Genomic DNA, 20,392 nt, shown 5'->3' with positions numbered 1-20,392 from the left:
CCGCCCGCCGCGGCCTCAACCGTCGTGCCCCTGCATCGCCGCCAGCGCCTCCGCCTGATCCTCGGCGATGAGCTGATCGATGATCTCGTCGAGGCCGACGCCTTCCATCACCCGATCGATGTTGTGCAGCGTGAGATTGATCCGGTGATCCGTCACGCGACCTTGCGGGAAGTTGTAGGTGCGGATGCGCTGCGACCGGTCGCCCGAACCCACCTGGCTCTTGCGCGCCTCGCTGCGCTGACTGTCCACGCGCTCACGCTCCAATTCGAACAGGCGCGAGCGCAGCACCTGCATGGCGAGCCGCCGGTTCTGGTGCTGCGACTTCTCGGCCGAGACCACGATGAGACCGGTCGGAAGATGCGTGATGCGCACGGCACTGTCCGTCTTGTTGACGTGCTGGCCGCCGGCTCCGCCCGCCCGCATCGTGTCGATGCGGATGTCCTGGTCCTTGATCTCGATGTCGATATCCTCAGCTTCCGGCAGCACCGCCACCGTCGCCGCCGAGGTATGGATGCGCCCACCGCTTTCGGTCGCGGGAATGCGCTGCACCCGGTGCCCGCCGCTCTCGAACTTGAGCCTCGCGAACACGCCCTTGCCCGTGATCGAGGCAATGACTTCCTTGTAGCCGCCGAGATCGCTCTCCGACATGGAGATGACCTCCGTCTGCCACCCGCGAATATCCGCATACCGCTGGTACATGCGGAACAGGTCGGCCGCAAACAGGGCCGCTTCGTCGCCACCCGTACCGGCGCGGACTTCGAGGATGGCGCTCTTCTCGTCCGCCGCGTCCTTCGGCAGCAGCAGCACGCGAAGCCCGAGTTCCATCTCCTCGATGCGCGGCGCAAGCAGGTCCAGCTCGTCGCGCGCCATCTCCACCATCGCCTTGTCCTGCGAAGGGTCGGCGATCAGCGCCTGAAGATCGCTTTGCTCCTGTTCGGCTGCTTCGAGCTGGCGCACGGCGGCGATCAACGGCTGAAGCTCGGAAAATTCACGCGTCAGCCGCACATAGGTCGCCTGCGGCGCGCCCTGGTTCAGCTCCGCCTGGATGGTCTCGTAACGCTCGATGAGACGCCCGATCTTTTCTTTTGGAATAACGCCCATGAGTCTTCTTGAGAGCTTCTTCTCTAGAGTTCGATGCCGTGATCGGCGGCGAATTGTTCGAGCTCGCGCCGCACGCTGCCCGAGCGGCTCGCGATCAGCGAATCCACGTGAAGCCGCATCTTGTTGGCGTGCAGCGAGCGGATCATCGCCTTTACAGGCCCGATCGACGCCGGCGCCATCGAGAGCGTCCGGAACCCGAGCCCGATGAGGCACATCGCCTCGAGCGGCCGCCCCGCCATCTCACCGCACAGCGTCAGCGGCACGTTGTGCTTGCGGCACGCGCCCGCCAGCGCCTTCAGCGCCCGCAGCGGCGAAACGGAAAGCGAGTCGAACCGGTTCGCCACGCGCGAATTCGACCGGTCCGCCGCAAACAGGAACTGCACGAGATCGTTGCTGCCGACGGAAACGAAGTCGACGCGCGGCAACAGCTCGTCGAGCTCGAACAGCACGCTCGGCACCTCGATCATGGCCCCGATCAGAAGCTTGCTCGGCGCCGGCGTTCCGCGCTTTTCCGCAATGTCGCGCTCCTTGTCGATCAGGACGCGGATCTGGTCCATCTCGGTCGCCATCGACACCATCGGGATCATCAGGCGCAGCTCGCGCCCCGCACCCGCCCGCAACAGCGCCCGCACCTGCATGCGAAACAGCGCCGGCCGGTCGAGCGACATGCGGATCGCGCGCCAGCCGATGGCCGGGTTCTCTTCGGGAACATGCCCGAGATACGGGAGGATCTTGTCGCCGCCGATATCGAGCGAGCGGAACACGACGGGCTTCCCCGCCGCCTCGTCCAGGATCGCTTCATAGGCCTGCGTCTGCCGGTCAACGCGCGGCAGGCTGTGCGACAGCATGAACATCAGCTCGGTGCGGAACAGCCCGACGCCATCCCCGCCCGATTCCGCGAGATGGGGCATGTCGGCCAGCAAGCCGGCGTTGATCTGCAGCGTGACCTGATCGCCGTCCTTCGTCACCGCCGGCAGATCGCGCAGCGCCGCGTACTGCTTCTGCCGCCGCGCCCGGAAGCGCACCTTATCAGTGTACGCCGACACCACGTCCTGAGACGGGCGCACGTGCACTTCGCCGATCACGCCGTCGACGATGATCGCGTCGCCCGCCGTCACGCGCTCGACGATGCCTTCCGCCTGCCCGACGGCCGGAATCCCCAGCGCCTTGGCGACGATGGCGACATGGCTCTGCCCGCTGCCGTCCTCGATCACGAGCCCGCGCAGCCGCGTCCGGTCATAGTCGATCAGCTCGGCCGGGCCCATGTTGCGGGCCACGAGAATGGTGTCGGTCGGCATTTCCGGCGGATTGATGTAGCCGACCGGCGCGCCGACCAGAATGCGCAACAGGCGATCCGACAGATCCTCGAGGTCGCGCTGGCGCTCACGCCAGAACGGGTCGGCCTGCTTCAGCATGCGCGCCCGCGTGCCGTTCTTGACGCGCTCGACGGCCGCGCCTGCCGTCAGGCCGCTCTGCACCGCTTCGCGCAGCCGCCGCTCCCAGCCCCGGTCATGGGCGAACATGCGGTAGGCTTCGAGCACGTCGCGATGATCGCCCGCGCCCGACAGCAGCTCGTGGCTCAGCATTTCGTCGAGCGACATCTTGAGATCGTGCAAAGCTTCTTCGAGCTTGCGCAGCTCGAACGCCGGGTCATCCGCCATCAGCTTCGCAACGACGATGCGCGGCTCATGCAGCATCACATGGCCGAGCGCGATCCCTTCCGAGATCGGCTCACCAATCACCACCTTCTGCAGCGAGCGCGCGATTTCGATCGGCGAACTAACCGCACCCGACACGAGATGCTCGGCCACGACCATCGCCGTCGCCTGCATCACCTCGACGTCTTCGTCGGAGTATTCCTTGACCGTGCGGTTCTGCACCACCAGCACGCCGAGCACCTGGCCGCTGCGCTGGATCGGCACCGCGAGCAGCGAGTGATAGATCTCTTCGCCCGTCTCCGGCCGGTAGGAGAACGCCGGATGCTTGGAGGCATCCCGCTCGTTGATCGGCGCGGCCATCTCGGCGCACCGGCCCACAAGGCCCTCGCCGCGCTTCAGCATCGTGGCGTGCACGGCGGTCGGGTTGAGACCCTCGCTCGCGAACAGCTCCAGCGAACCGTCCTGGCGCCTGAGATAAAGCGAGCAAACGTCGGCGACCATCACGCCCGCGATCTGGCGCACGATCATGTCGAGCCGCTGCTGCCCATCGGCAGGCGCAGCCACGCCCCCATCCGCGGGCGCAGCCATGATGTCCCGCAGCCGGCGCATGATGACACGCAGCGCAGGCTCGGTTGGCATCACACGGGGCTCTTCGCCACGTCTCGAAGGCATCACAGGCACAGCCGCTAGGTTGGGTCCACAAAACCCCACCTGAGAGCTGGGGTCAGAGGCCGTTATACGTCAAATTGAGCACGAATACGGAATTGCTCTTGGAAATGCGTAGCGGGGCCTTAACGGTTGATTTAGGCCCTTTCAGGCTGCATCGAGCCCATAGATCGAATGCAGCGTGCGGACCGCGAGCTCCGCATACGCAGCATCGATCAGAACGCTGATCTTGATTTCGGATGTCGAGATTGCAAGGATATTGATGCCCTTGTCGGCCAGCGCTTTGAACATGTGCGCTGCAACACCGGCGTGGCTGCGCATGCCGATGCCGATCACCGACACCTTGGCGACGTCGGCCGAGCTCTGCAGCTCGAACTCGCCGATGTCGACCATCGCCGCCTTGAGTACAGCGAGCGCACGCGGCAGCTCCGCCGCCTGAACCGTAAACGTCATGTCCGTATGGTGCCCGTCGGCGGCGACGTTCTGCACGATCATGTCGACGTTGATCGAGGCGTCGGCGAGCGGCCCGAAGATGCGCGCCGCGATTCCGGGCTTGTCCTGGAGCTTGAGCATCGTGATTTTCGCTTCATCACGTGCGTAGGCGATGCCGCTGACGACTTGGTTTTCCACGATCTCATCCTCGCCACAGACGATTGTTCCGATATTTTCCAGATTGCCGGCCCGCACGGGCGCCATGTCCTCGGGCTTCACGAAGCTGGACAGCACGCGCGTCTTGACCTGGTTCACCATCGCCAGCTCGACGGAGCGGGTCTGGAGCACCTTCGATCCCGAGGATGCCATTTCGAGCATTTCCTCGTAGCTGACCTTCGGCAGGCGGCGCGCCTTCGGCACGATGCGCGGGTCGGTGGTATAGACACCGTCCACGTCCGTGTAGATGTCGCAGACGTCCGCCTTGATCGCGACCGCAATGGCCACCGCACTGGTGTCCGACCCGCCGCGACCCAGCGTTGCGATCCGGTTGGCCTTGGGCTCGACACCTTGGAACCCCGTGATCACTGCAACCTCGCCCGCGTTGAGCGACGCCATCAGCGCCTCGCCCGCGATGCCGGAAATGCGCGCCGAGCCATGCGCCTCGCTCGTCTCGATCGGCACCTGCCAGCCCTGCCAGGAGCGGGCCTTGATGCCCATGTCCTGCAGCACGATGGCCGTCAGTCCGGCCGTCACCTGTTCGCCGGAGGCCACCACCGCGTCGTACTCGCGCTTGTCGGCAAGCGGCGAGGCCTCGTTGACCCAGGCCACGAGCTGGTTGGTGGCGCCCGACATGGCAGAGACCACGACCGCCACCTTGTTCCCGGCATCGACCTCGCGCTTGACGTGGCGCGCGACATTCTTAATGCGCTCCACGTTGGCGACCGAAGTCCCGCCGAATTTCATCACAACAACAGCCATGGCCTTGAACCGCCTGAGTCCCGCGTCTGCCTGAAGCCCAATCTGTGGAAGGTGTCCGGGCCGGTGCCGGCGCGCACCCGGCTCGCCAGGCGGCGAACCACGGAGTCCGGCAACAGCCCTGGTTTCGGCCGTTCTCTTACCGGGAACATGTCCGAGCCGCAACAAAAGCGTTGCAGAAAAGCCAGCGTGGCCTTTGCGTTGACAATGGCGCGGGCCCTGTCACCTTCCGGCCCATGACAACGACGACAACAGCGACGACCACAGCGACGACGAAATCCACGCCCGAGCCCGCAGCGGACCCCTCCGCCGGAGCCGGCGCGACCGCCGCGCCCGGCAACCTCGATGCCGCCGAAGTCGCGCGCTTCCAGGCGCTCGCCAAGGCGTGGTGGGACCCGACTGGAAAATTCCGCCCCCTCCACCAGATCGGCCCGGCGCGCCTGACCTTCGTGCGCGACGAGATCAAGCGCCACTTCGGCCGCGACAGCGACGGCCTGCGCCCGTTGCAGGACCTGCGCATCATTGATGTCGGCTGCGGCGGCGGCCTCATGTCGGAGCCGCTCTCGCGCCTCGGCGCGCGCGTCACGGGCATCGACCCGGGCGAGCGCAACATCGCCATCGCGCAGGATCACGCCGCCGGACAGGGCCTCACCATCGACTATCGCGCAACGACGGCCGAAGCGCTGGTGGCCGAAGGCGAGCTGTTCGATGCCGTCGTCTGCCTGGAGGTCGTGGAGCATGTGCCGGACGTCGCCGCCTTCGTGGCGACATGCGCCGCGCTCGTGCGCCCCGGCGGCCTTCTCGTTCTCTCGACCATCAATCGCACCCTCAAGGCCTACGCGCTGGCCATCGTCGGGGCCGAATACGTGCTGGGCTGGCTGCCGCGCGGCACACACCAATGGGAGCGCTTCGTCACGCCGGACGAGTTGGCCCGCCACGTGACCGCCGCCGGGCTTTCGGCTCCGCGGTTTTCGGGCTTCGTCTACAATCCCCTGCGCGACGACTGGAGTCTCTCCTCTGACACGGACGTCAACTACCTGGCATCGGCGGCAAAGCCGCCCGCGTCCCGATGACATCAGGAATTTTTTGCTCTTTCGACACGCCGTACAGCAAAACCGATCCGCGACTTTTTCGCCCAATGTCGAAATCATGGAATTTCTTGGCCTTCCTGGTGCCTTAGTCCACCCGAACGGCCTTGACGGCTTTCCGATTTGGCTCCTATAGCTGCCGCTGCTCGCGCAGAAGTACGTTCAAAAATTTGGCCGGCCAACCCTGGGAGATTTCACCTCCGAGGACACGCGTCGGCTACGCGACGAGCGGTAAAGGGGACCATCAATGTCGAACGAGCCACGCCGCCCTGGCCGGCACTTTCTGCAAATTCCTGGACCGACTCCCGTGCCGGAGCGCGTACTCGCGGCCATGTCCCGCCAGGTTCTCGACCACCGCGGACCCGACTTCCAGCGCCTCGGCAAGCGCGTGCTCGCCGGCGTGAAAACCCTGTTCAAGACGCAGGGTCACGTGATGATCTATCCGTCGTCCGGCACCGGCGCATGGGAAGCCGCCCTCACCAACACGCTCTCGCCCGGCGACCGCGTGCTGATGGTCGAGACCGGCCAGTTCGCCGTGCTGTGGAAGCAGATGGTGGACCGCCTCGGCCTGCGCGCCGAGGTCATCCAGACGGACTGGCGCATCGGCGCCGACGCCCAGGAGATCGAAGACCACCTCCGCAAGGACAAGGCGAAGGCCATCAAGGCCGTCTGCGTCGTCCACAACGAGACCTCGACCGGCTGCCGCACGCGCCTCGACGACGTGCGCCGCGCCATCGACTCCGCCAAGCATCCGGCACTTCTGATGACGGACTCGATCTCGGGTCTCGCCGCCGCCGACCTGCGCCATGACGAATGGGGCATCGACGTCACCGTGGCCGGCTCGCAGAAGGGCCTGATGATGCCGCCGGGCCTCTCCTTCACGGCCGTTTCCGAGAAGGCGATCGAAGCCTCGAAGTCCGCGACGCTCGCACGCTCCTACTTCTCGTGGGACGACATGCTGGCGTTCAACGACGACGGCTTCTTCCCGTACACGCCCGCCACCAGCCTGCTCTACGGCTTGGACGAGGCGATCCGCCTGATCCATGAGGAAGGCCTCGAAAACCTCTTCGCGCGCCACGAGCGCCTCGCCGAGGCCACGCGTCTCGCCGTCCGCGCCTGGGGTCTCGAAGTCAACTGCCGCGACGCCAAGTACGACAGCCCGGCCGTCACCACCGTGCTCATGCCGGAAGGGCACAACGCCGACGCGTTCCGCAAGATCGTGCTCGAGAACCTCAACATGTCGCTCGGCACCGGCCTGAACAAGCTCGCCGGCAAGGCGTTCCGCATCGCCCACCTTGGCGACACGAACGAGCTGACCGTGCTCGGCGCGCTGACCGGCGTCGAAATCGGCCTCGAGCTCGCGGGCGTGCCGCACAAGAAGGGCGGCGTTCTGGCGGCGATGAACTACATCGCCGACTGCGCCAAGCCCCAAGCCGCGAAGGCGGCCTAGGACAGTGCCGCGAAGGCGGCGTAGCGGGTAGAGCCGCGAAGGCGGCTTGACGCGTAAGCCTGGCATTCAAAGACAAAGCCCCGATCCGGCATCCGGATCGGGGCTTTTCTGTTTGCTGAAACTCGCTCTGTCTCGGCATCACGCCGGGTTGGCGAGCGCTTCCATGGCCGTGCGGACTTCCGGCGAGAACGTGCCGTTGATCGGGCCCTTGTAGGTGCCCTCGTCGCGCAGCACTTCCTGCAGCCACTTGCGATCCGCAACCGACAGCACGTTGGGGTTCCGGATCAGCTCCGACACCAGATACTTGTCACCGAGCCTGAGCGACTTCACGACCCAGTAGGCGGCTTCCGTATCGCTTTTGCTCACGCCTTTGCCGATGCGATAGAGAATGCCGAGGTTGAAGGTCGCAACGGCGTTCCCCTGGTCCGCCGCCTTGCGCACCTGATCGGCCGCCCGCGCATTGAGCTGATAGGCCTGATGCTCGTCCTTCGCGACGCCGCGTCCCTGCTCGTACTTGTCGGCGAGCCACGAGGTCGCCTCGCTCAGGCCGCCCTCGGACGCCCGCGTCAGAAGGCGCACCGCCTCCTCGTCGTCCTTCGTCACGCCCCGGCCGGTCTCATAGAGAAGCGCCAGCCGATGCATGGCGAAGACGTGATCCTTGTCCACCGCGCGCCGGTACCAGCGCGCCGCCTCGGCATAATCCTGCTTCACGCCGCGGCCTGCCTCGTAAAGACCGCCGAGGTTGGTCATGGCCGCTTCCTGGCCGCCGTCGGCCGCGCGGCGGAACCACTTGACCGCCAGCGCTTCGTTCTTCTCGATGCCGATGCCGTCCTTCGCGAACAGCGCATAGCGCGTCATGGAGCCGAGGTGGCCCTGCTCGGCAGCCATCAGATAGTAGCGCGCGGCCTCAACGTTGTTCTTCGCTCCGAAAACGAGCCCAAGCGAGAGCAGGCGCCCAAGGCTCGCTGCCGCGCCGACGTTGCCGCCGTTCGCCCGATCGATCAGCATCTTCTTGAGGTCGGCCGTCCCGGAGCCCGCCCGCCAGACCTCGACGCTGACTTCAGCATCCGGGCTGAGATTGCGCATCTTGGTTGTGAGCTCATCAGCCGCTTCGATACGGGCGCCTTCGACCTTCTCGATCACGTCGCCGGCCAGCAGTCCGTCGGCATTGGTACCGCCGCCGATCGCCGCTTCCGTCACCATGACGCCGCGCCGCGCACCGAGGCCGAGGCCGCTCGCGAGATCCGCGTCGACCGTCATCATCCGCACGCCGAGGCTGCCGTGCTGTTGCCCGTCGGTCGTAGCCCTGCCGAGCTTGACCTTGAGCGTCCGCACTTGCGACGCGATGTCGGACTGCGCTTTGGCGCCCTTCTCGGTCTCTTTGGGCGCAGTATCTTCGGTCGCTTTTTTGCTGCCGCTCTCGCCATCCGGCGAAAGCACGCCCGTCAACGGCGTCCACCGCTGAGCCGAAACCGGCTCTGCGGCGATCGCCGGCGCAAGCACAATCAGCGCCGCAAAAAGAAAAGGCCTCACCCGCAAGGGCTCCCCTGGTTCAAAAACGCGTATGACAATCACACTTTCTGCGGCGGATCGACGAACAGCTCGCTCGTGTAATAGCGCTCCGCCGAGGACGGCGCGAACGTCACGACCGTCTTGCCGCTCATGCCCTCACGCGCGGCGACTTCGAGCGCGGCCGCCACGTTGGCGCCCGTCGAAATGCCACCCGGAATTCCTTCGACTTTCGCAAGCGATCGTGCCGTTTCGAAGGCCTGATCGTTGGAAACGCGCACGACCTCGTCGATGAAGGTCGTGTCGAGAACCTTGGGCACGAAGCCCGCGCCGATGCCCTGGATCTTGTGGGGACCGCGCGCGCCGCCCGAAAGGATCGGGCTGCCCTCGGGCTCGACCGCGATGATCTTGAGCGACGGCTTGCGCGCCTTGAGCACGCGCCCGCAGCCCGTCAGCGTACCGCCGGTGCCGACACCGACGACGAGCACGTCGACCTTGCCCTCCGTATCGTTCCAGATCTCCTCGGCCGTGGTCTTCTCATGCACGAGGGGATTGGCCGGATTTTCGAACTGGCTCGGCTGGATGGCGCCCGGCGTCGCGGCCAGGAGCTGGTTGGCCTTGTCGATGGCGCCCGGCATGCCGCCGGCGGCCGGCGTCAGCACCAGCTCCGCGCCGAGGTGGGCGAGAATCTTGCGCCGCTCCATCGACATCGACTCCGGCATCACCAGCATCAGCTTGTAGCCGCGCGCCGCTGCCACGAAGGCGAGGCCGATGCCCGTGTTGCCCGATGTCGGCTCCACCAGCACGGTCTTGCCGGGCTCGATCTTGCCCTCCGCTTCGAGCACGTCGATCATGGCGACGCCGATGCGGTCCTTGACGCTCGACAGCGGATTGAAGAATTCGAGCTTCACAAGCACGTCGGCCTTGGCGCCGGCCTGCTTCGCCATGCGGCCCACGCGCACCAGAGGCGTGTGGCCGATGGTTTCGGTAATGTCCGCATAGACTTTGCCGCGCCCCCAGGTCGAGGTGGCCTTCAAGGTCTTGATCTCGCTCGCGTCGGTCATCGTCGGTCTGCTCTATGACTGGTCGGGAATGGCTTGTCGGGATTTACGTCTCTGATTCTCGCATATTTTGCCGCGTGGCCAAAGCGCTACAAACGCGCTGCCAGAGTCGCACGACCGGTCGCACGACTGGTCGCACAGCGAATTGCGCGGGCAAACGCACGACCGTTAGGGCGTGCCCCGAGGGAAAATAATTATGCCGTTGTTTTTACGGACTTTTTGCTAGAGGCCTTCGCCTTTGCCGCCGCTTTAACCTTTGGCCGCGCCGGCGTTTCGGTCCCAACCCGGGTCGATCCGAACCCGCCTTTGCCCCTCTTGGTGGCATCGAGAACCTTGGCCCGCGCCAGCCGGACCTGCGTCACGGGCGCGATCACGAGCTGCGCAATTCGCTCCCCCCGGTGCACGCGAAACGGCGCCTCGCCGAGGTTGATCAGGATGATCTTCACCTCGCCGCGATAGTCCGAGTCGATCGTCCCCGGGCTGTTCAGCACCGTCACGCCGTGCTTGAGCGCAAGCCCGGAGCGCGGCCGCACCTGCCCCTCGAACCCCTTTGGCAGCTCCAGAGACAGCCCCGTCGGAATGAGAGCGCGCTTGCGCGGCGCGATGACGATGCTGTCGCCTTCGCCGATCGCCGCCACGAGATCGAGCCCTGCGGCCTCCTCCGACTGATAGGCCGGCAGCGGCAGCCCCTCGCCATGCTCCAGCACGGCAATGCGCACGCGCACGCCGCCGCTCGCTTTCGACGCTTGAGTTCGTGGTTTGCGCATGAGCCCCGTTACACCTGTTCCCGCACGTCGGCCAGCCATGCGGCCGCCCGCTGCATCAACGCATCCGCCACGTCCGCCTTGGTCATCGCCGGCCACGGCTCCACGCCGGCCGCGGACACGAAGTGGACCTGGTTGCGTTCGCCCCCGAACACGCCGGTGCTCTCGGATACGTCGTTGGCAACGATCCAGTCGGCGCCCTTCGTCTTGAGCTTGGCTTGCGCGTTGCCGACGACCGTCTGCGTTTCGGCGGCGAACCCCACGACGAGCGCCGGCCGGCCCGCACCACGCGTGGCAATCGCGCGCAGGATGTCCGGGTTCTCGACCAGGTTCAACGACGGCGGAGCGTTGCCTGCGGTCTTCTTGATCTTGCCGCGCCCGGGCGTTGCCACGCGCCAGTCGGCCACCGCCGCGGCGAACACCGCAACGTCCGCCGGCAGCGCCGCGGTTACGGCCGCCAGCATCTCTTCCGCAGTCCCGACGCGCTCGACCGTTACCCCCTCGGGGTCCGCAATCTGCACCGGCCCCGTGATCAGCGTCACGCGCGCGCCGAGCCGCTGGGCCGCCGCCGCAATGGCATGGCCCTGCTTGCCGGACGAGCGGTTGGCGATGTAGCGCACCGGATCGATCGGCTCATGCGTCGGCCCGCTGGTGACGAGCACATGCCGTCCCGCCAGCAACGGCCGCGGCCCGCGCGTCGCGCCGACCGAAATGAACCCGAAACCGCCTTTGTCGTTCGCCCCGAGCATCTCCTCGATGCGCGCGACGATCTCCGGCACCTCGGCCATGCGACCGACCCCCGCTTCACCCTGCTCCGCCATCTCGCCGGCGTTGGGGCCGATGAAGGCCGCGCCATCGCGTTCGAGCTGGCGCACGTTGCGTTGCGTCGCCGCGTGGCTCCACATGGCCGGGTTCATCGCGGGCGCAATCAGGATGGGCGCGCGCGTCGCGAGCAGCACCGCCGTCGCAAGATCGTTGGCGTGCCCCTGCGCCATGCGCGCCATCAAGTCGGCCGTCGCCGGAGCCACGACCACGATGTCCGCATCGCGCGCCATCCGGATGTGGCCGATCTCGCGCTCGCCCTCGAGGTCGAACAGGTCCGTCGCCACGCGCTCGTTGCTGATCGCGCCCACCGCGAGCGGCGTCACGAACTCCTGCGCCGCCTTGGTCATCACGCAACGCACGGGGTAGCCGCGCTCGCGCAGCCTCCGCACGAGATCCAGGCACTTGTAGGCGGCTATTCCACCGCCGATGATCATGAGCACGCGTTTCATGGGCTCTCGACTGTCCGGTCCGTCAGTAAATTCGGGCGAGGCCGGAGCATGTTCTCGCCACAGACCCGAGCCATACCCTCGAAGCCAGCCGATATCAAATGAAGCCAACCGGGTATCTGAGCGTTCATGTTATCATATCCGGCCCCCGCCCTCCGGCGAGACCAGGGCCCGATGGTTACCAGAAATCGAGGTTGCGCCCCGTGCATGCCCGCGTCCGAGCAGCGCTTTTGGCCCTGACCGCTGTCATCGCAGCCGGCGCGGGCGGATCGATGGCCGCCTCGAACACCATTTCGGACTGCTTCAGCGAGAACAACGCCCGCCGCATCGCCGGGTGCTCGGAGCTGATCGACAGCCCACATTTGGACTCCGGCACCAAGAGCCTTGCCTATGCCATGCGGGCGCTCGCCCTCTCCCTGGACGGCGCGCTCGAGCTCGCGCTCCCGGACTACGACATGGCCATCAAGCTCGATCCCCAATCCTCGATGGCGCTCAATAATCGCGGCTGGGTGCACTACAAGCTCGGCCGCCTGGACGAAGGCATGGCCGATGTCGAGCGCTCCCTGAAGCTTACGCCCGCGAGCGCGCACGCCCACGACACGCGCGCCCACATCCACCAGGCGCTCGGCAAGCACGCCGCAGCCCTGCGCGACTACGAGCAGGCCGTGCGCTTCGGCGGCGAGCACCTGATCAAGCTCTATCAGTGCGGCCTCGAAGCCCAGGGCATCTACAAGGGCCCCATCGACGGCTTCTACACGAGCGACGTGCGCCGCGCCTTCGAGGTCTGCGTGACGCGCGCCACGTGCGACCCGCTCCCCGCCGACGAGGAATGCCGCGCGGCGACGTCGTAAACGGGCTCCGCGACGCGACGTTTCAGTCCTCGGGGGTGAGCCCCGTCAGCTTCCACGATCCGTCGACGAAGCTGAGATCCGCCGTCACCTCCGGCTTGCGCCCGGCCGCATCCCGCGACACGCCGATCGAGAGGCCCAGCGGACCATTGAGCGAGAAGTGCTTGATGTTGCCGAGACCGTACTTGGGCAGCGGTCCGCTCTTGGCCGGCAACACGGCAGTCCCCGCCGCCCCGCCCGCGGCATCTTGCGCGCCCGCCCCGCCCAGCGCCTTTTTGGAATCGATCCCGAGCGCCCCCGCGATCTCCTCGATGCGGCTCCGCCCGGCCTGCGTTTCGTCTCCGGATACAATCATCAATCCGCCGCCGATGCCCTGCGTCTGCGACGCGCGCTCGAACACCAGTCCGTCCAGCGCCTCCTTGAGCGAGCGCCCGCTGGCATGAATGCGGATCATCATTTCCGGCGTGACGAGCGTGGCCAGCACTCCGTCGACGATGCGCGGCATCACCTGCGCCTTGAAGCGGTCTGCGATCGCGCCGCCCACCGTGCCCGTCTTGCGCAGCGCGTCGCTCACGACCTTGTCCACCTTCGCCGTCACCGAGGGCTTGAGCGACGTGCGCACACTCGCAAAATCCACGCGCGCATTGAGTGCTTCCACGTTGTGGCCGTCGAGCGAGGACTTGATGTCGTAGCCCGCATAGAGCGGCCACGCGACGTAGAAGGCCACCACGGCCGCAAAGCCAAGTGACCCCAGCGACCGCATTTTGAGCAGGCTGGCGACGGACGTACCGGATCGCGATCGGGCCATGATGTTCCCCTCCTGAACCGGCATGCGCCGCATCGACATGCGCGCCGCCGGACTTTCCCCCGGGGCTCAACCCAGCCCCTGCCTGCAATCGTCAGGCCCTCGGGCGAGACCTACCCGCGGTAATGCGCGTACTGCCCCTTGGCCTTGAAGCGTTCGAGGTAGCTCGGCACCACGGCGCCGATGGAGCGCGGCGGCGAAACACCGAGACCCGCCAGCGTCCGCCCCTCCTCGAGCGCGCCGCTGCTGACGACATTGTCCGACTGCAGCAGCCGCACCTGATCGACCGTCAGCGGCCGCAACGAATTCGGCAGCGGCCACGTCAGCGCGGCCTGCAGCTTGGCGAGCCAGAACGGCAGCGAAATGAAGCCCCGCTTGCGTCCGGCATATTCGTTGGTGCGCTCCAGCAGCTCGCGGAACGACAGCACCTCCGGCCCGCCGAGTTCGTAGATCTGGCCGGGCGTGCCCGCACCCTGCGCCACTGCCGCGATCGCCTCCGCCACGTCGCCGACGAACACCGGCTGGAAGCGCGTCGCGCCGCCTCCGATCAGCGGCAGCAGCGGCGAAACGCGCGCCATCGCCGCGAAGCGATTGAAAAACTGATCCTCGGGCCCGAACACGATCGAGGGGCGGAGAATGATCGCGCCCGGAAATTCCTCGAGCACCGCGGCTTCACCCTCGGCCTTGCTCTTGGCGTAGTGGGCTTTCGACGAAGCGGACGCGCCGATGGCCGAAATGTGGATCAGCTTGTGCGCGCCGGCTTCCCGCGCGGCCCGTGCGACGGCTCGTGCGCCCTCCGCATGCACCGCCTCGAAGCTCTGCGCCCCCGATGGCGCCAGCACGCCGACGGAATTGATGACGACCTGCGCGCCGTCCACCGCCCGCCGAACCGAATCGGGATAGCGCAGGTTGGCCTGCACCGGCTGGATCTGACCCACGTTGCCCATGGGTTGCAGATAGCCCGCGAGGTCCGGACGGCGCGAGCCGGCGCGGATACGGAATTTGTCCTTGGCAAGCGCCCGAACCGCATGCCGGCCGACGAAACCCGGCCCGCCGAAAATCGTGACCAGCCCCTTGATGCCGCCGTTTGGTGCCACGCTGCCCTCCCTCGCCGCTCGTACCCGGGCCGCTGCGCCCGGAGCCTGATCTTGAACCCAAATCTTGATCCCGGATCGCGTATCCTGGATCTCGCGTCCCAGCACCCGCGCCTGAAGCCGGGACGTCAAGGACGCACTGAATCGTGACGAGAGTGATATCCCGCCCCGAACAAAATGCCCATGCCCCGCGGAAAGCGTGCGCTCTCAATTGACAATGTGGCCCACTGCCCGTAACTCATGCGCCGCAGGCCACGGCTTGCCCAGATGGCGGAATTGGTAGACGCACTGCTTTCAGGTAGCAGCGCCGCAAGGCGTGGAGGTTCGAGTCCTCTTCTGGGCACCATTTTCGCCGGGTGCGACTGAGCGGCGACACTCTGATCTCGGCAGTCCGATGACCCAAAATCTCCCCGACCGGCTCTCGGTGGACCCGCAAAGCCCGTTCCACGATGCTGACCTTCTGGCGCGCGGCGTCGGAATCCGCTTCAATGGGGCCGAGAAAACCAACGTCGAGGAGTATTGCGTCAGCGAGAGCTGGGTCCGCGTCGCGGCTGGAAAGTCGGTTGACCGCCACGGCCGCCCTCTGATGCTGACCCTTAAGGGCAAGGTCGAGCCATTCCTGCTCGAGGACGGCGCAGCCTGACGATGACGCCGATCAGCGGCGTAGCACCCTAAACCGCCTCCCCACTCCTTCGTCTGAATTCCGGCGGGCTGACCGCAGTCAGCACCGCCAACATCGACACGTCCCGCTTCGCTCGAAAGAAGAACGGCGAGGCGCGGCATTTGGTACCGCGTCCTGATCTTCGCGCATCGAGCCCTCGCGCATCAAGGCGAGGCGGACGACGCGACAGGATCGGAGGCTGGCCGGCCAGGCTCACCCGCGAGCCATCCACCGCACAGGCTCCCACACCAAGCACCCGCAAACTGCACAACGACAAACGCCGGAACGTCGGTCAGTCGTATCCCTGCGAACGTGTCGGAAAACGCTCTGGCCAGGGTGACGGCGGGGTTCGCGAACGAGGTGGAAGACGTGAACCAGTAGGCGCTTCCGATGAAGAGGCCGACAACAGCCGGCAACGCGGCCGGCCGATTGCGCGCGGTGAGAATGATGGCAAGCATCAAGCCGAACGCCGCAACGAACTCACCCGCAAGCTGACCTGCCCCGTTCCGCTGCTGTGCCGCCTGCTGCCACAGCACCTGCTCGAACATGCCATGCGCCAACGCGGTGCCGAGCAAGCCGCCAAGGGCCTGAGAGGCCATGTACGACACCGCCAGGCCAGCCCCCATTTTCCCGCTCAGCGCACGCGTCAGCGTGACGGCGGGATTGAAATGCGCTCCCGACACGGCCTCCAAAGAGGCCACGAGCACGACGAGGATCGCCGCCGTCGCAAGCGAGTTGGCCAACAGAGCCAATCCGGCGTTTTCTGCCGACAGATCCGAAGCCATGACCCCGGACCCGACGACGCAGGCCACCAGAAGACCGGTCCCCAATCCTTCCGCGACCAGGGCGCGCGCAACGTCTCGCCTAGTCATGAGCCGCCTCAGCAGCTCCCTGCGCGCTGCCGATGTCATCGAGACGGCGTTGAAGGGATTGCTTCGAAAGAGTTGCGAGCGGAAGGCTCGTGAACACGCTGATGCGCCGATTGAGCATCCTGTGCGTGTCGGCAAACGCGAGGCGACGCTCGCTTTCGTTGCCTTCTGCGGCCGAGGGGTCTGGCAGCCCCCAATGGGCACTCATCGGGTGCCCTGGCCAGACCGGACACGTCTCGTTGGCTGCGTCGTCGCAAACGGTGAACACGAAATCCATCTTCGGCGCATCGGGCGCCGCGAACTCCTCCCACGATTTCGACCTCACCGCGTCCGTTGGATAGTTGAGCTGCCGCAGCAGATCGAGCGCGAAAGGATGCACACGCCCTGACGGCGCGCTTCCGGCGCTGAACGCGCGAAACGCCCCTTGCCCAAGCCGGTTCAGCACCGCTTCCGCGATGATCGACCGGGCCGAATTGTGAGTGCACAGGAACAACACGTTCAACGGTGCATGTGCGGCCGTCATTTCACGTCTCCTTCTACGCAACAGAGGGTCTTGGAGGTGTTGATGGGCGCGGCACACATCTCCGGATTGCCCTGGCAGCAATCCTCCGTGAGGTACGTGAGCAGCCTCCGAACGGCGTCGACATGAAGAGCGTAAACGATGCTGCGTCCCTGGCGGGTTGACCTGATCAGTCCCGCTCGTTCCAGTTCCTTGAGGTGAAAAGAAGCAGCCGTAGGGCTCGCGCGGACAGCGGCCGCAATCTCTCCCGCCGGCAGCCCCGTGGCGCCCCTCCTCACCAGCAATCGAAAGATGCCCAGTCGCTGCTCATGCGCGAGAGCGGACAGCGAGGTCACGGCTTGCTTCTTATTCATATTCCAATCATTCAAGGATCATTGAATTAAAATGGTCAATACCCGACGCGTTACCCCGTGTCTACGCCTGATCCGCATGAGGGGAGCTGGGCCGTTGGTTCGCCGCCCGTTCGCGCGACCGGCTCGCGGCCACGCCCGCCCGAAATCAGCAATATGCGCGCGCGACAGGACACGTGCTGCGCGTGGCGGCGTCTTTGAGCGCGACCACTTCGGCGAGCTTTTGCTTGGCGTAGGCAAGCCACGGCGCAAACTCGGGATCGCACGCGGCCTCAAGATCGAAATCGGCCGGAGCGTAGATCAGCGGGCAGGACGGCGCGATCTGGAGCCTGTCGCGGCCTCGCGCGTTCGCGGCGATATCGATCGCGGCTAGCGCACCCTCGAGGTCCGCGCGCCCCGCATTGCGCCCATCGACCACGCCGAGCGACAGCACGCGATCCACCGGCCAGAGCGACAGGACGTCATCAATCTCGCGCGGCGCGCTGACGAGATCGACATGCAGTCCATCAATTGGCAGCTCGGCGACCACATCCAGGTTGGCGCCAAGCCCGCCGAAATACGTGGCCACGAGGATTTTGATCCCGATGGTCGAAAGCAGGCCATAGGCGCGCCTGAAGGCTGTCCTCTGCGCCGCTGTCAAAGCGCCGCTTAGGACCGGCTCGTCGATTTGAACCCAGTCGGCGCCCGCATCATCGAGCTGCGCCAGAACCTGCACATAGACCGGCAGAAGCCTGTCCAGCAACGCAATGGGATCGAACGCGCCGTCGATCACCCTCCCGAGCGAGAGATACGTGACGGGACCGATCAGCACTGGCCGCGTGGGAATGCCGAGGGCAGCCGCTTCGCTAAACTCGTCGATTGCCTTGCGCGATGCGAGACGAAATTCCTGATCGGCATGAAACTCCGGAACGATGTAGCGTTCCGCCGTGTCGAACCACGGCCTCTCGGTCTTCGCGGATGCATCGAAGCCAACCAATCCGGCCATGATCGACATGGCGAGCACGCGATCACAGAACGAGAAATCGTTCGAGGGGACGATGTCGATCCCTGCGTCCTTCTGCAGCCGCCAATGACGCGCGCGAAGCTCCGCCCCGGCCTGGCGCAACGCGGCCGCGTCGATCTCGCCGTTTCGATAGGCCTCGGCGGCCGCCTCGAGCGCACGCGCGACGCCAAGGCGCGGCAGGCCGAAATTCGCGGTCTGGACCATGCCGTCGCCTCCGGCCAAGCTCTCGTTCAGTCGGCCGCCGCGCTCGCGATCGGCGTCGGCCGGCCATCCGCATCGACAGCCACCATTTCGAAGCTGCCCCGCATGGTGAGCTTGCGCTCCGACTTGCCGAGCGTTTCGGCCAGCACATCCACCTTGACGGTCATGGAGCTGCGACCCACGCGAACCACACGCGCGCACAGCTCCACGACCTGCCCGACCATGACCGGCGAATGAAAATCGACCTTGTCAGACGAGGCCATCACGACACTGCAACCCGCCCGGCGCGCCGCCGCGATGGCCGCCGCCTTGCTCATCAGGTTCAGCGCCGTGCCCCCAAACAACGTGCCGTAGTGATTGGCCTGCTCGGGAAACACGATCTCAACGAGGCGGGTCTCGGACGGATCGGGCGCGGTCATGACCGCTCCTGATGGTCTTCCGGCACCTTGACGATGGGGATCATCTGATCGCCCCACTGCCCGAGGCCGTTGTGAAAGCGCGAGCCGCGAATGAGCTCGATCGTCACGCCCGCGTCGACCGCCGTCGTGATCTGCTGGTTGAGACGGTGCAACGTCTCCGCAACGCGGCGGATCAATACCTCGGCATCGGCCGTCTTGGGACCGCTGAACGGATCCGAAATTGCAACAACTTCTGCGGTTCGCATCTCTTCATCTCCGGTTAAAAAAGGACGTGTTCAAAAAACGACGCTATTCCGCGGCAGTCTGAAACTGCGCGGCTTCCGTGGCTTCCGACGTGAAGGCAAACGAAGTCGCGCCGCCGATCGCGGCCGAAACGGCTTCGAAGTATCCGCGAGAAAAATCCCGGCTGAGCGGCGCGGCCGTGTCACAACGGATCTCGCCCGCCGCGTCCGCCTGCTGCAGCTCGAGGTAGGCGGCCATACCGCGGTCGCGGAACCCGCCTGCAAGCTCGCGCAATCCGCCAGTGAGATGACGCAGGCCCGCAGCCGTGACGAACTGAAACTTGTAGCCCATCGCGTCGATCTCTCTTTGGAAGCGCGCGATGGAGTTCGCATCGAACCGCGACGTCCAATGCAGCGAGGGCGAGCAGTTGTAAGCGAGGATTTTGCCGGGGAACTTACGGTGGATCGCTTCGGCGAACCGGGCGGCATCCTTGAGGTTCGGTGTCGGCGTCTCCCACCAGAGGATGTCGGCATAGGGCGCATACGCGAGGCCCCGCGCGATGCACGCATCGACCCCGCATTGAAAGGCATAGAAGCCTTCGGGCGTGCGTACACCGGGCACGATGAACGCGCGGTCGCGCGCGTCGGCGCCGGATGTGACGAGCGGCGCCGATGCCGCATCCGTCCGCGCGATGATGACGGTTGGAACACCCATGATATCGGCCGCGAGACGCGCCGCCACGAGATTGCGAATGTGATCGCCGGTCGGGATCAGCACCGCCTCGTTGCGATGGCCGTGCGTCGCATCACGAGGCAGGCGGTCGTCGAAGTGAACGCCTGCGGCGCCCGCATCGATGTAGGTCGTCATGATTTCGAAGGACTCGAGCGATCCCCCACAACCGGCCTCGGCAACGATTGGCGCAAACCAGCTCTCAACGCGAGCTGTGCCGCCCCCATGCGCACAATCCGCGTGCTCGATTTGATCGGCGCGCCGCAGCGCAGTGTTGAACCGGCGCACACGCTCCGGACCGGAGGTCACGGGCACGGCATCATCCGCCGCATCAGCTTCCGAGAGATCCTGTCCCGAGAGATAGAGCGCCTTGAGCCCCGCCCCTACCATCCGCACGGCCTGGCCGCTGGTGGATGCGCCGAGCGCGTGAACCGAGGGCCACGTCCCGAGAAGCTTCCAAAGACGATTGGCGCCGTGCTCGGCAATCGAGTGGCGGACCGGCACGGCCCCGCGCAGCCTCAGCACGTCGGCGACGGTGTAGGGACGATGAATACCGTCGAACCGGCCCGGCATCGCATTCGGGACGAGATGCTCGAATGTGATCTTCTTCGTCATCCCGCAATCCAGCTTGCCAAACTCCGTTGTTCGCATTATCCGCAACGAAGGATCGCAATAAACTCCTGAAAATGCGGAGTT

Annotated in this window: 19 protein-coding genes, 1 tRNA gene and 1 pseudogene; 5 read left to right on the top strand and 16 right to left on the bottom strand. The window is 65.9% G+C overall.

The annotated features are described in order from the left end of the window. Positions 1–15: 15 nt before the first annotated feature. From prfA to K2Y42_RS15045, 3 genes are all read right to left on the bottom strand, one after another. The gene (prfA, locus tag K2Y42_RS15055) at positions 16–1,101 is read right to left on the bottom strand and encodes a peptide chain release factor 1 (RefSeq protein ID WP_291154003.1); all 1,086 of its coding nucleotides are present in this window, start codon (positions 1,099–1,101) and stop codon (positions 16–18) included. Between the two features lie 23 nt (positions 1,102–1,124). After that, complete coding sequence (gene ptsP, locus K2Y42_RS15050; RefSeq protein WP_291154002.1) at positions 1,125–3,398, bottom strand: phosphoenolpyruvate--protein phosphotransferase; 2,274 nt, start codon at positions 3,396–3,398, stop codon at positions 1,125–1,127. 174 nt (positions 3,399–3,572) lie between these two features. Then, positions 3,573–4,835: an aspartate kinase gene (locus K2Y42_RS15045; RefSeq protein WP_291154001.1), complete on the bottom strand. Its 1,263-nt coding sequence runs from the start codon at positions 4,833–4,835 to the stop codon at positions 3,573–3,575. A gap of 233 nt (positions 4,836–5,068) precedes the next feature. Between K2Y42_RS15045 and ubiG the strand changes: the two genes are divergently transcribed. Both ubiG and K2Y42_RS15035 read left to right on the top strand, forming a co-directional pair. Further along, positions 5,069–5,905, top strand: a complete 837-nt coding sequence (gene ubiG / locus K2Y42_RS15040; protein WP_291153999.1) for a bifunctional 2-polyprenyl-6-hydroxyphenol methylase/3-demethylubiquinol 3-O-methyltransferase UbiG — start codon at positions 5,069–5,071, stop codon at positions 5,903–5,905. Between the two features lie 262 nt (positions 5,906–6,167). Continuing rightward, positions 6,168–7,370, top strand: coding sequence for an aminotransferase class V-fold PLP-dependent enzyme (locus tag K2Y42_RS15035; RefSeq protein WP_291153997.1), 1,203 nt, complete (start codon positions 6,168–6,170; stop codon positions 7,368–7,370). A gap of 138 nt (positions 7,371–7,508) precedes the next feature. Here the strand turns inward: K2Y42_RS15035 and K2Y42_RS15030 are convergent, their stop codons facing one another. From K2Y42_RS15030 to coaBC, 4 genes and pseudogenes are all read right to left on the bottom strand, one after another. Further along, positions 7,509–8,903 (bottom strand): PDZ domain-containing protein, encoded by a 1,395-nt coding sequence (locus K2Y42_RS15030; RefSeq protein WP_291153995.1) that lies wholly within the window; start codon positions 8,901–8,903, stop codon positions 7,509–7,511. A gap of 38 nt (positions 8,904–8,941) precedes the next feature. Beyond that, on the bottom strand, positions 8,942–9,943 hold the full coding sequence (gene cysK, locus K2Y42_RS15025) for a cysteine synthase A (RefSeq protein WP_291153993.1): 1,002 nt from the start codon (positions 9,941–9,943) through the stop codon (positions 8,942–8,944). A 284-nt stretch (positions 9,944–10,227) separates the two neighbouring features. Continuing rightward, a pseudogene (gene dut, locus K2Y42_RS15020) lies at positions 10,228–10,707 on the bottom strand (dUTP diphosphatase); the annotation flags it as partial. Between the two features lie 8 nt (positions 10,708–10,715). Beyond that, the gene (coaBC, locus tag K2Y42_RS15015; protein ID WP_291153990.1) at positions 10,716–11,978 is read right to left on the bottom strand and encodes a bifunctional phosphopantothenoylcysteine decarboxylase/phosphopantothenate--cysteine ligase CoaBC; all 1,263 of its coding nucleotides are present in this window, start codon (positions 11,976–11,978) and stop codon (positions 10,716–10,718) included. Positions 11,979–12,205: 227 nt separating this feature from the next. Between coaBC and K2Y42_RS15010 the strand changes: the two genes are divergently transcribed. Then, on the top strand, positions 12,206–12,826 hold the full coding sequence (locus K2Y42_RS15010) for a tetratricopeptide repeat protein (protein WP_291153988.1): 621 nt from the start codon (positions 12,206–12,208) through the stop codon (positions 12,824–12,826). A gap of 22 nt (positions 12,827–12,848) precedes the next feature. Here the strand turns inward: K2Y42_RS15010 and K2Y42_RS15005 are convergent, their stop codons facing one another. Continuing rightward, on the bottom strand, positions 12,849–13,631 hold the full coding sequence (locus tag K2Y42_RS15005) for a DUF2939 domain-containing protein (protein WP_291153986.1): 783 nt from the start codon (positions 13,629–13,631) through the stop codon (positions 12,849–12,851). Between the two features lie 110 nt (positions 13,632–13,741). After that, positions 13,742–14,725, bottom strand: coding sequence for a complex I NDUFA9 subunit family protein (locus tag K2Y42_RS15000; RefSeq protein ID WP_291153985.1), 984 nt, complete (start codon positions 14,723–14,725; stop codon positions 13,742–13,744). Between the two features lie 258 nt (positions 14,726–14,983). Between K2Y42_RS15000 and K2Y42_RS14995 the strand changes: the two genes are divergently transcribed. Then, positions 14,984–15,068: transfer RNA gene (locus K2Y42_RS14995), tRNA-Leu, on the top strand. Positions 15,069–15,116: 48 nt separating this feature from the next. Further along, a complete protein-coding gene (locus K2Y42_RS14990; protein ID WP_291153984.1) occupies positions 15,117–15,365 on the top strand; it encodes a DUF3297 family protein in 249 nt (82 codons plus the stop codon). Positions 15,366–15,547: 182 nt separating this feature from the next. On the opposite strand, the gene K2Y42_RS14985 is transcribed toward K2Y42_RS14990, so the two are convergent. The 7 genes from K2Y42_RS14985 to K2Y42_RS14955 form a co-directional block, all read right to left on the bottom strand. After that, positions 15,548–16,255: an MIP/aquaporin family protein gene (locus K2Y42_RS14985; RefSeq protein WP_291153983.1), complete on the bottom strand. Its 708-nt coding sequence runs from the start codon at positions 16,253–16,255 to the stop codon at positions 15,548–15,550. After that, a complete protein-coding gene (locus K2Y42_RS14980; RefSeq protein ID WP_291153981.1) occupies positions 16,248–16,775 on the bottom strand; it encodes an arsenate reductase ArsC in 528 nt (175 codons plus the stop codon). Before K2Y42_RS14980 ends, K2Y42_RS14985 begins: the two co-directional genes overlap by 8 nt. Then, entirely contained in the window at positions 16,772–17,125 is a 354-nt protein-coding gene (locus K2Y42_RS14975) for a metalloregulator ArsR/SmtB family transcription factor (protein ID WP_291153979.1), read from the bottom strand. The genes K2Y42_RS14980 and K2Y42_RS14975 overlap by 4 nt, the downstream gene beginning before the upstream one ends. Positions 17,126–17,270: 145 nt before the next feature. After that, a complete protein-coding gene (locus K2Y42_RS14970; protein WP_291153977.1) occupies positions 17,271–18,329 on the bottom strand; it encodes a hypothetical protein in 1,059 nt (352 codons plus the stop codon). Positions 18,330–18,355: 26 nt separating this feature from the next. Continuing rightward, the gene (locus K2Y42_RS14965) at positions 18,356–18,745 is read right to left on the bottom strand and encodes a hotdog domain-containing protein (RefSeq protein ID WP_291153976.1); all 390 of its coding nucleotides are present in this window, start codon (positions 18,743–18,745) and stop codon (positions 18,356–18,358) included. Beyond that, positions 18,742–18,990, bottom strand: coding sequence for a hypothetical protein (locus K2Y42_RS14960; protein ID WP_291153974.1), 249 nt, complete (start codon positions 18,988–18,990; stop codon positions 18,742–18,744). The genes K2Y42_RS14965 and K2Y42_RS14960 overlap by 4 nt, the downstream gene beginning before the upstream one ends. Before the next feature lie 43 nt (positions 18,991–19,033). Then, positions 19,034–20,311, bottom strand: a complete 1,278-nt coding sequence (locus K2Y42_RS14955) for an isocitrate lyase (protein ID WP_291153972.1) — start codon at positions 20,309–20,311, stop codon at positions 19,034–19,036. Between the last annotated feature and the right edge of the window lie 81 nt (positions 20,312–20,392).

Source organism: Hyphomicrobium sp., assembly GCF_019744875.1.
GTDB lineage: Bacteria > Pseudomonadota > Alphaproteobacteria > Rhizobiales > Hyphomicrobiaceae > Hyphomicrobium_C.
Note: the sequence above shows the minus strand (reverse complement) of the source record. Positions and strands in the feature narration are given on the sequence as shown.

Coding starts and splice junctions, on each gene's coding strand:
- ptsP (WP_291154002.1), bottom strand. CDS start 3,398: ATGCCAACCGAGCCTGCGCTGCGTGTCATCATGCGCCGGCTGCGGGAC.
- coaBC (WP_291153990.1), bottom strand. CDS start 11,978: ATGAAACGCGTGCTCATGATCATCGGCGGTGGAATAGCCGCCTACAAG.
- K2Y42_RS14960 (WP_291153974.1), bottom strand. CDS start 18,990: ATGCGAACCGCAGAAGTTGTTGCAATTTCGGATCCGTTCAGCGGTCCC.
- K2Y42_RS14955 (WP_291153972.1), bottom strand. CDS start 20,311: ATGACGAAGAAGATCACATTCGAGCATCTCGTCCCGAATGCGATGCCG.
- cysK (WP_291153993.1), bottom strand. CDS start 9,943: ATGACCGACGCGAGCGAGATCAAGACCTTGAAGGCCACCTCGACCTGG.
- K2Y42_RS15035 (WP_291153997.1), top strand. CDS start 6,168: ATGTCGAACGAGCCACGCCGCCCTGGCCGGCACTTTCTGCAAATTCCT.
- K2Y42_RS14990 (WP_291153984.1), top strand. CDS start 15,117: ATGACCCAAAATCTCCCCGACCGGCTCTCGGTGGACCCGCAAAGCCCG.
- K2Y42_RS14985 (WP_291153983.1), bottom strand. CDS start 16,255: ATGACTAGGCGAGACGTTGCGCGCGCCCTGGTCGCGGAAGGATTGGGG.
- K2Y42_RS14975 (WP_291153979.1), bottom strand. CDS start 17,125: ATGAATAAGAAGCAAGCCGTGACCTCGCTGTCCGCTCTCGCGCATGAG.
- K2Y42_RS14980 (WP_291153981.1), bottom strand. CDS start 16,775: ATGACGGCCGCACATGCACCGTTGAACGTGTTGTTCCTGTGCACTCAC.
- ubiG (WP_291153999.1), top strand. CDS start 5,069: ATGACAACGACGACAACAGCGACGACCACAGCGACGACGAAATCCACG.
- K2Y42_RS14970 (WP_291153977.1), bottom strand. CDS start 18,329: ATGGTCCAGACCGCGAATTTCGGCCTGCCGCGCCTTGGCGTCGCGCGT.
- K2Y42_RS15005 (WP_291153986.1), bottom strand. CDS start 13,631: ATGGCCCGATCGCGATCCGGTACGTCCGTCGCCAGCCTGCTCAAAATG.
- prfA (WP_291154003.1), bottom strand. CDS start 1,101: ATGGGCGTTATTCCAAAAGAAAAGATCGGGCGTCTCATCGAGCGTTAC.
- K2Y42_RS14965 (WP_291153976.1), bottom strand. CDS start 18,745: ATGACCGCGCCCGATCCGTCCGAGACCCGCCTCGTTGAGATCGTGTTT.
- K2Y42_RS15045 (WP_291154001.1), bottom strand. CDS start 4,835: ATGGCTGTTGTTGTGATGAAATTCGGCGGGACTTCGGTCGCCAACGTG.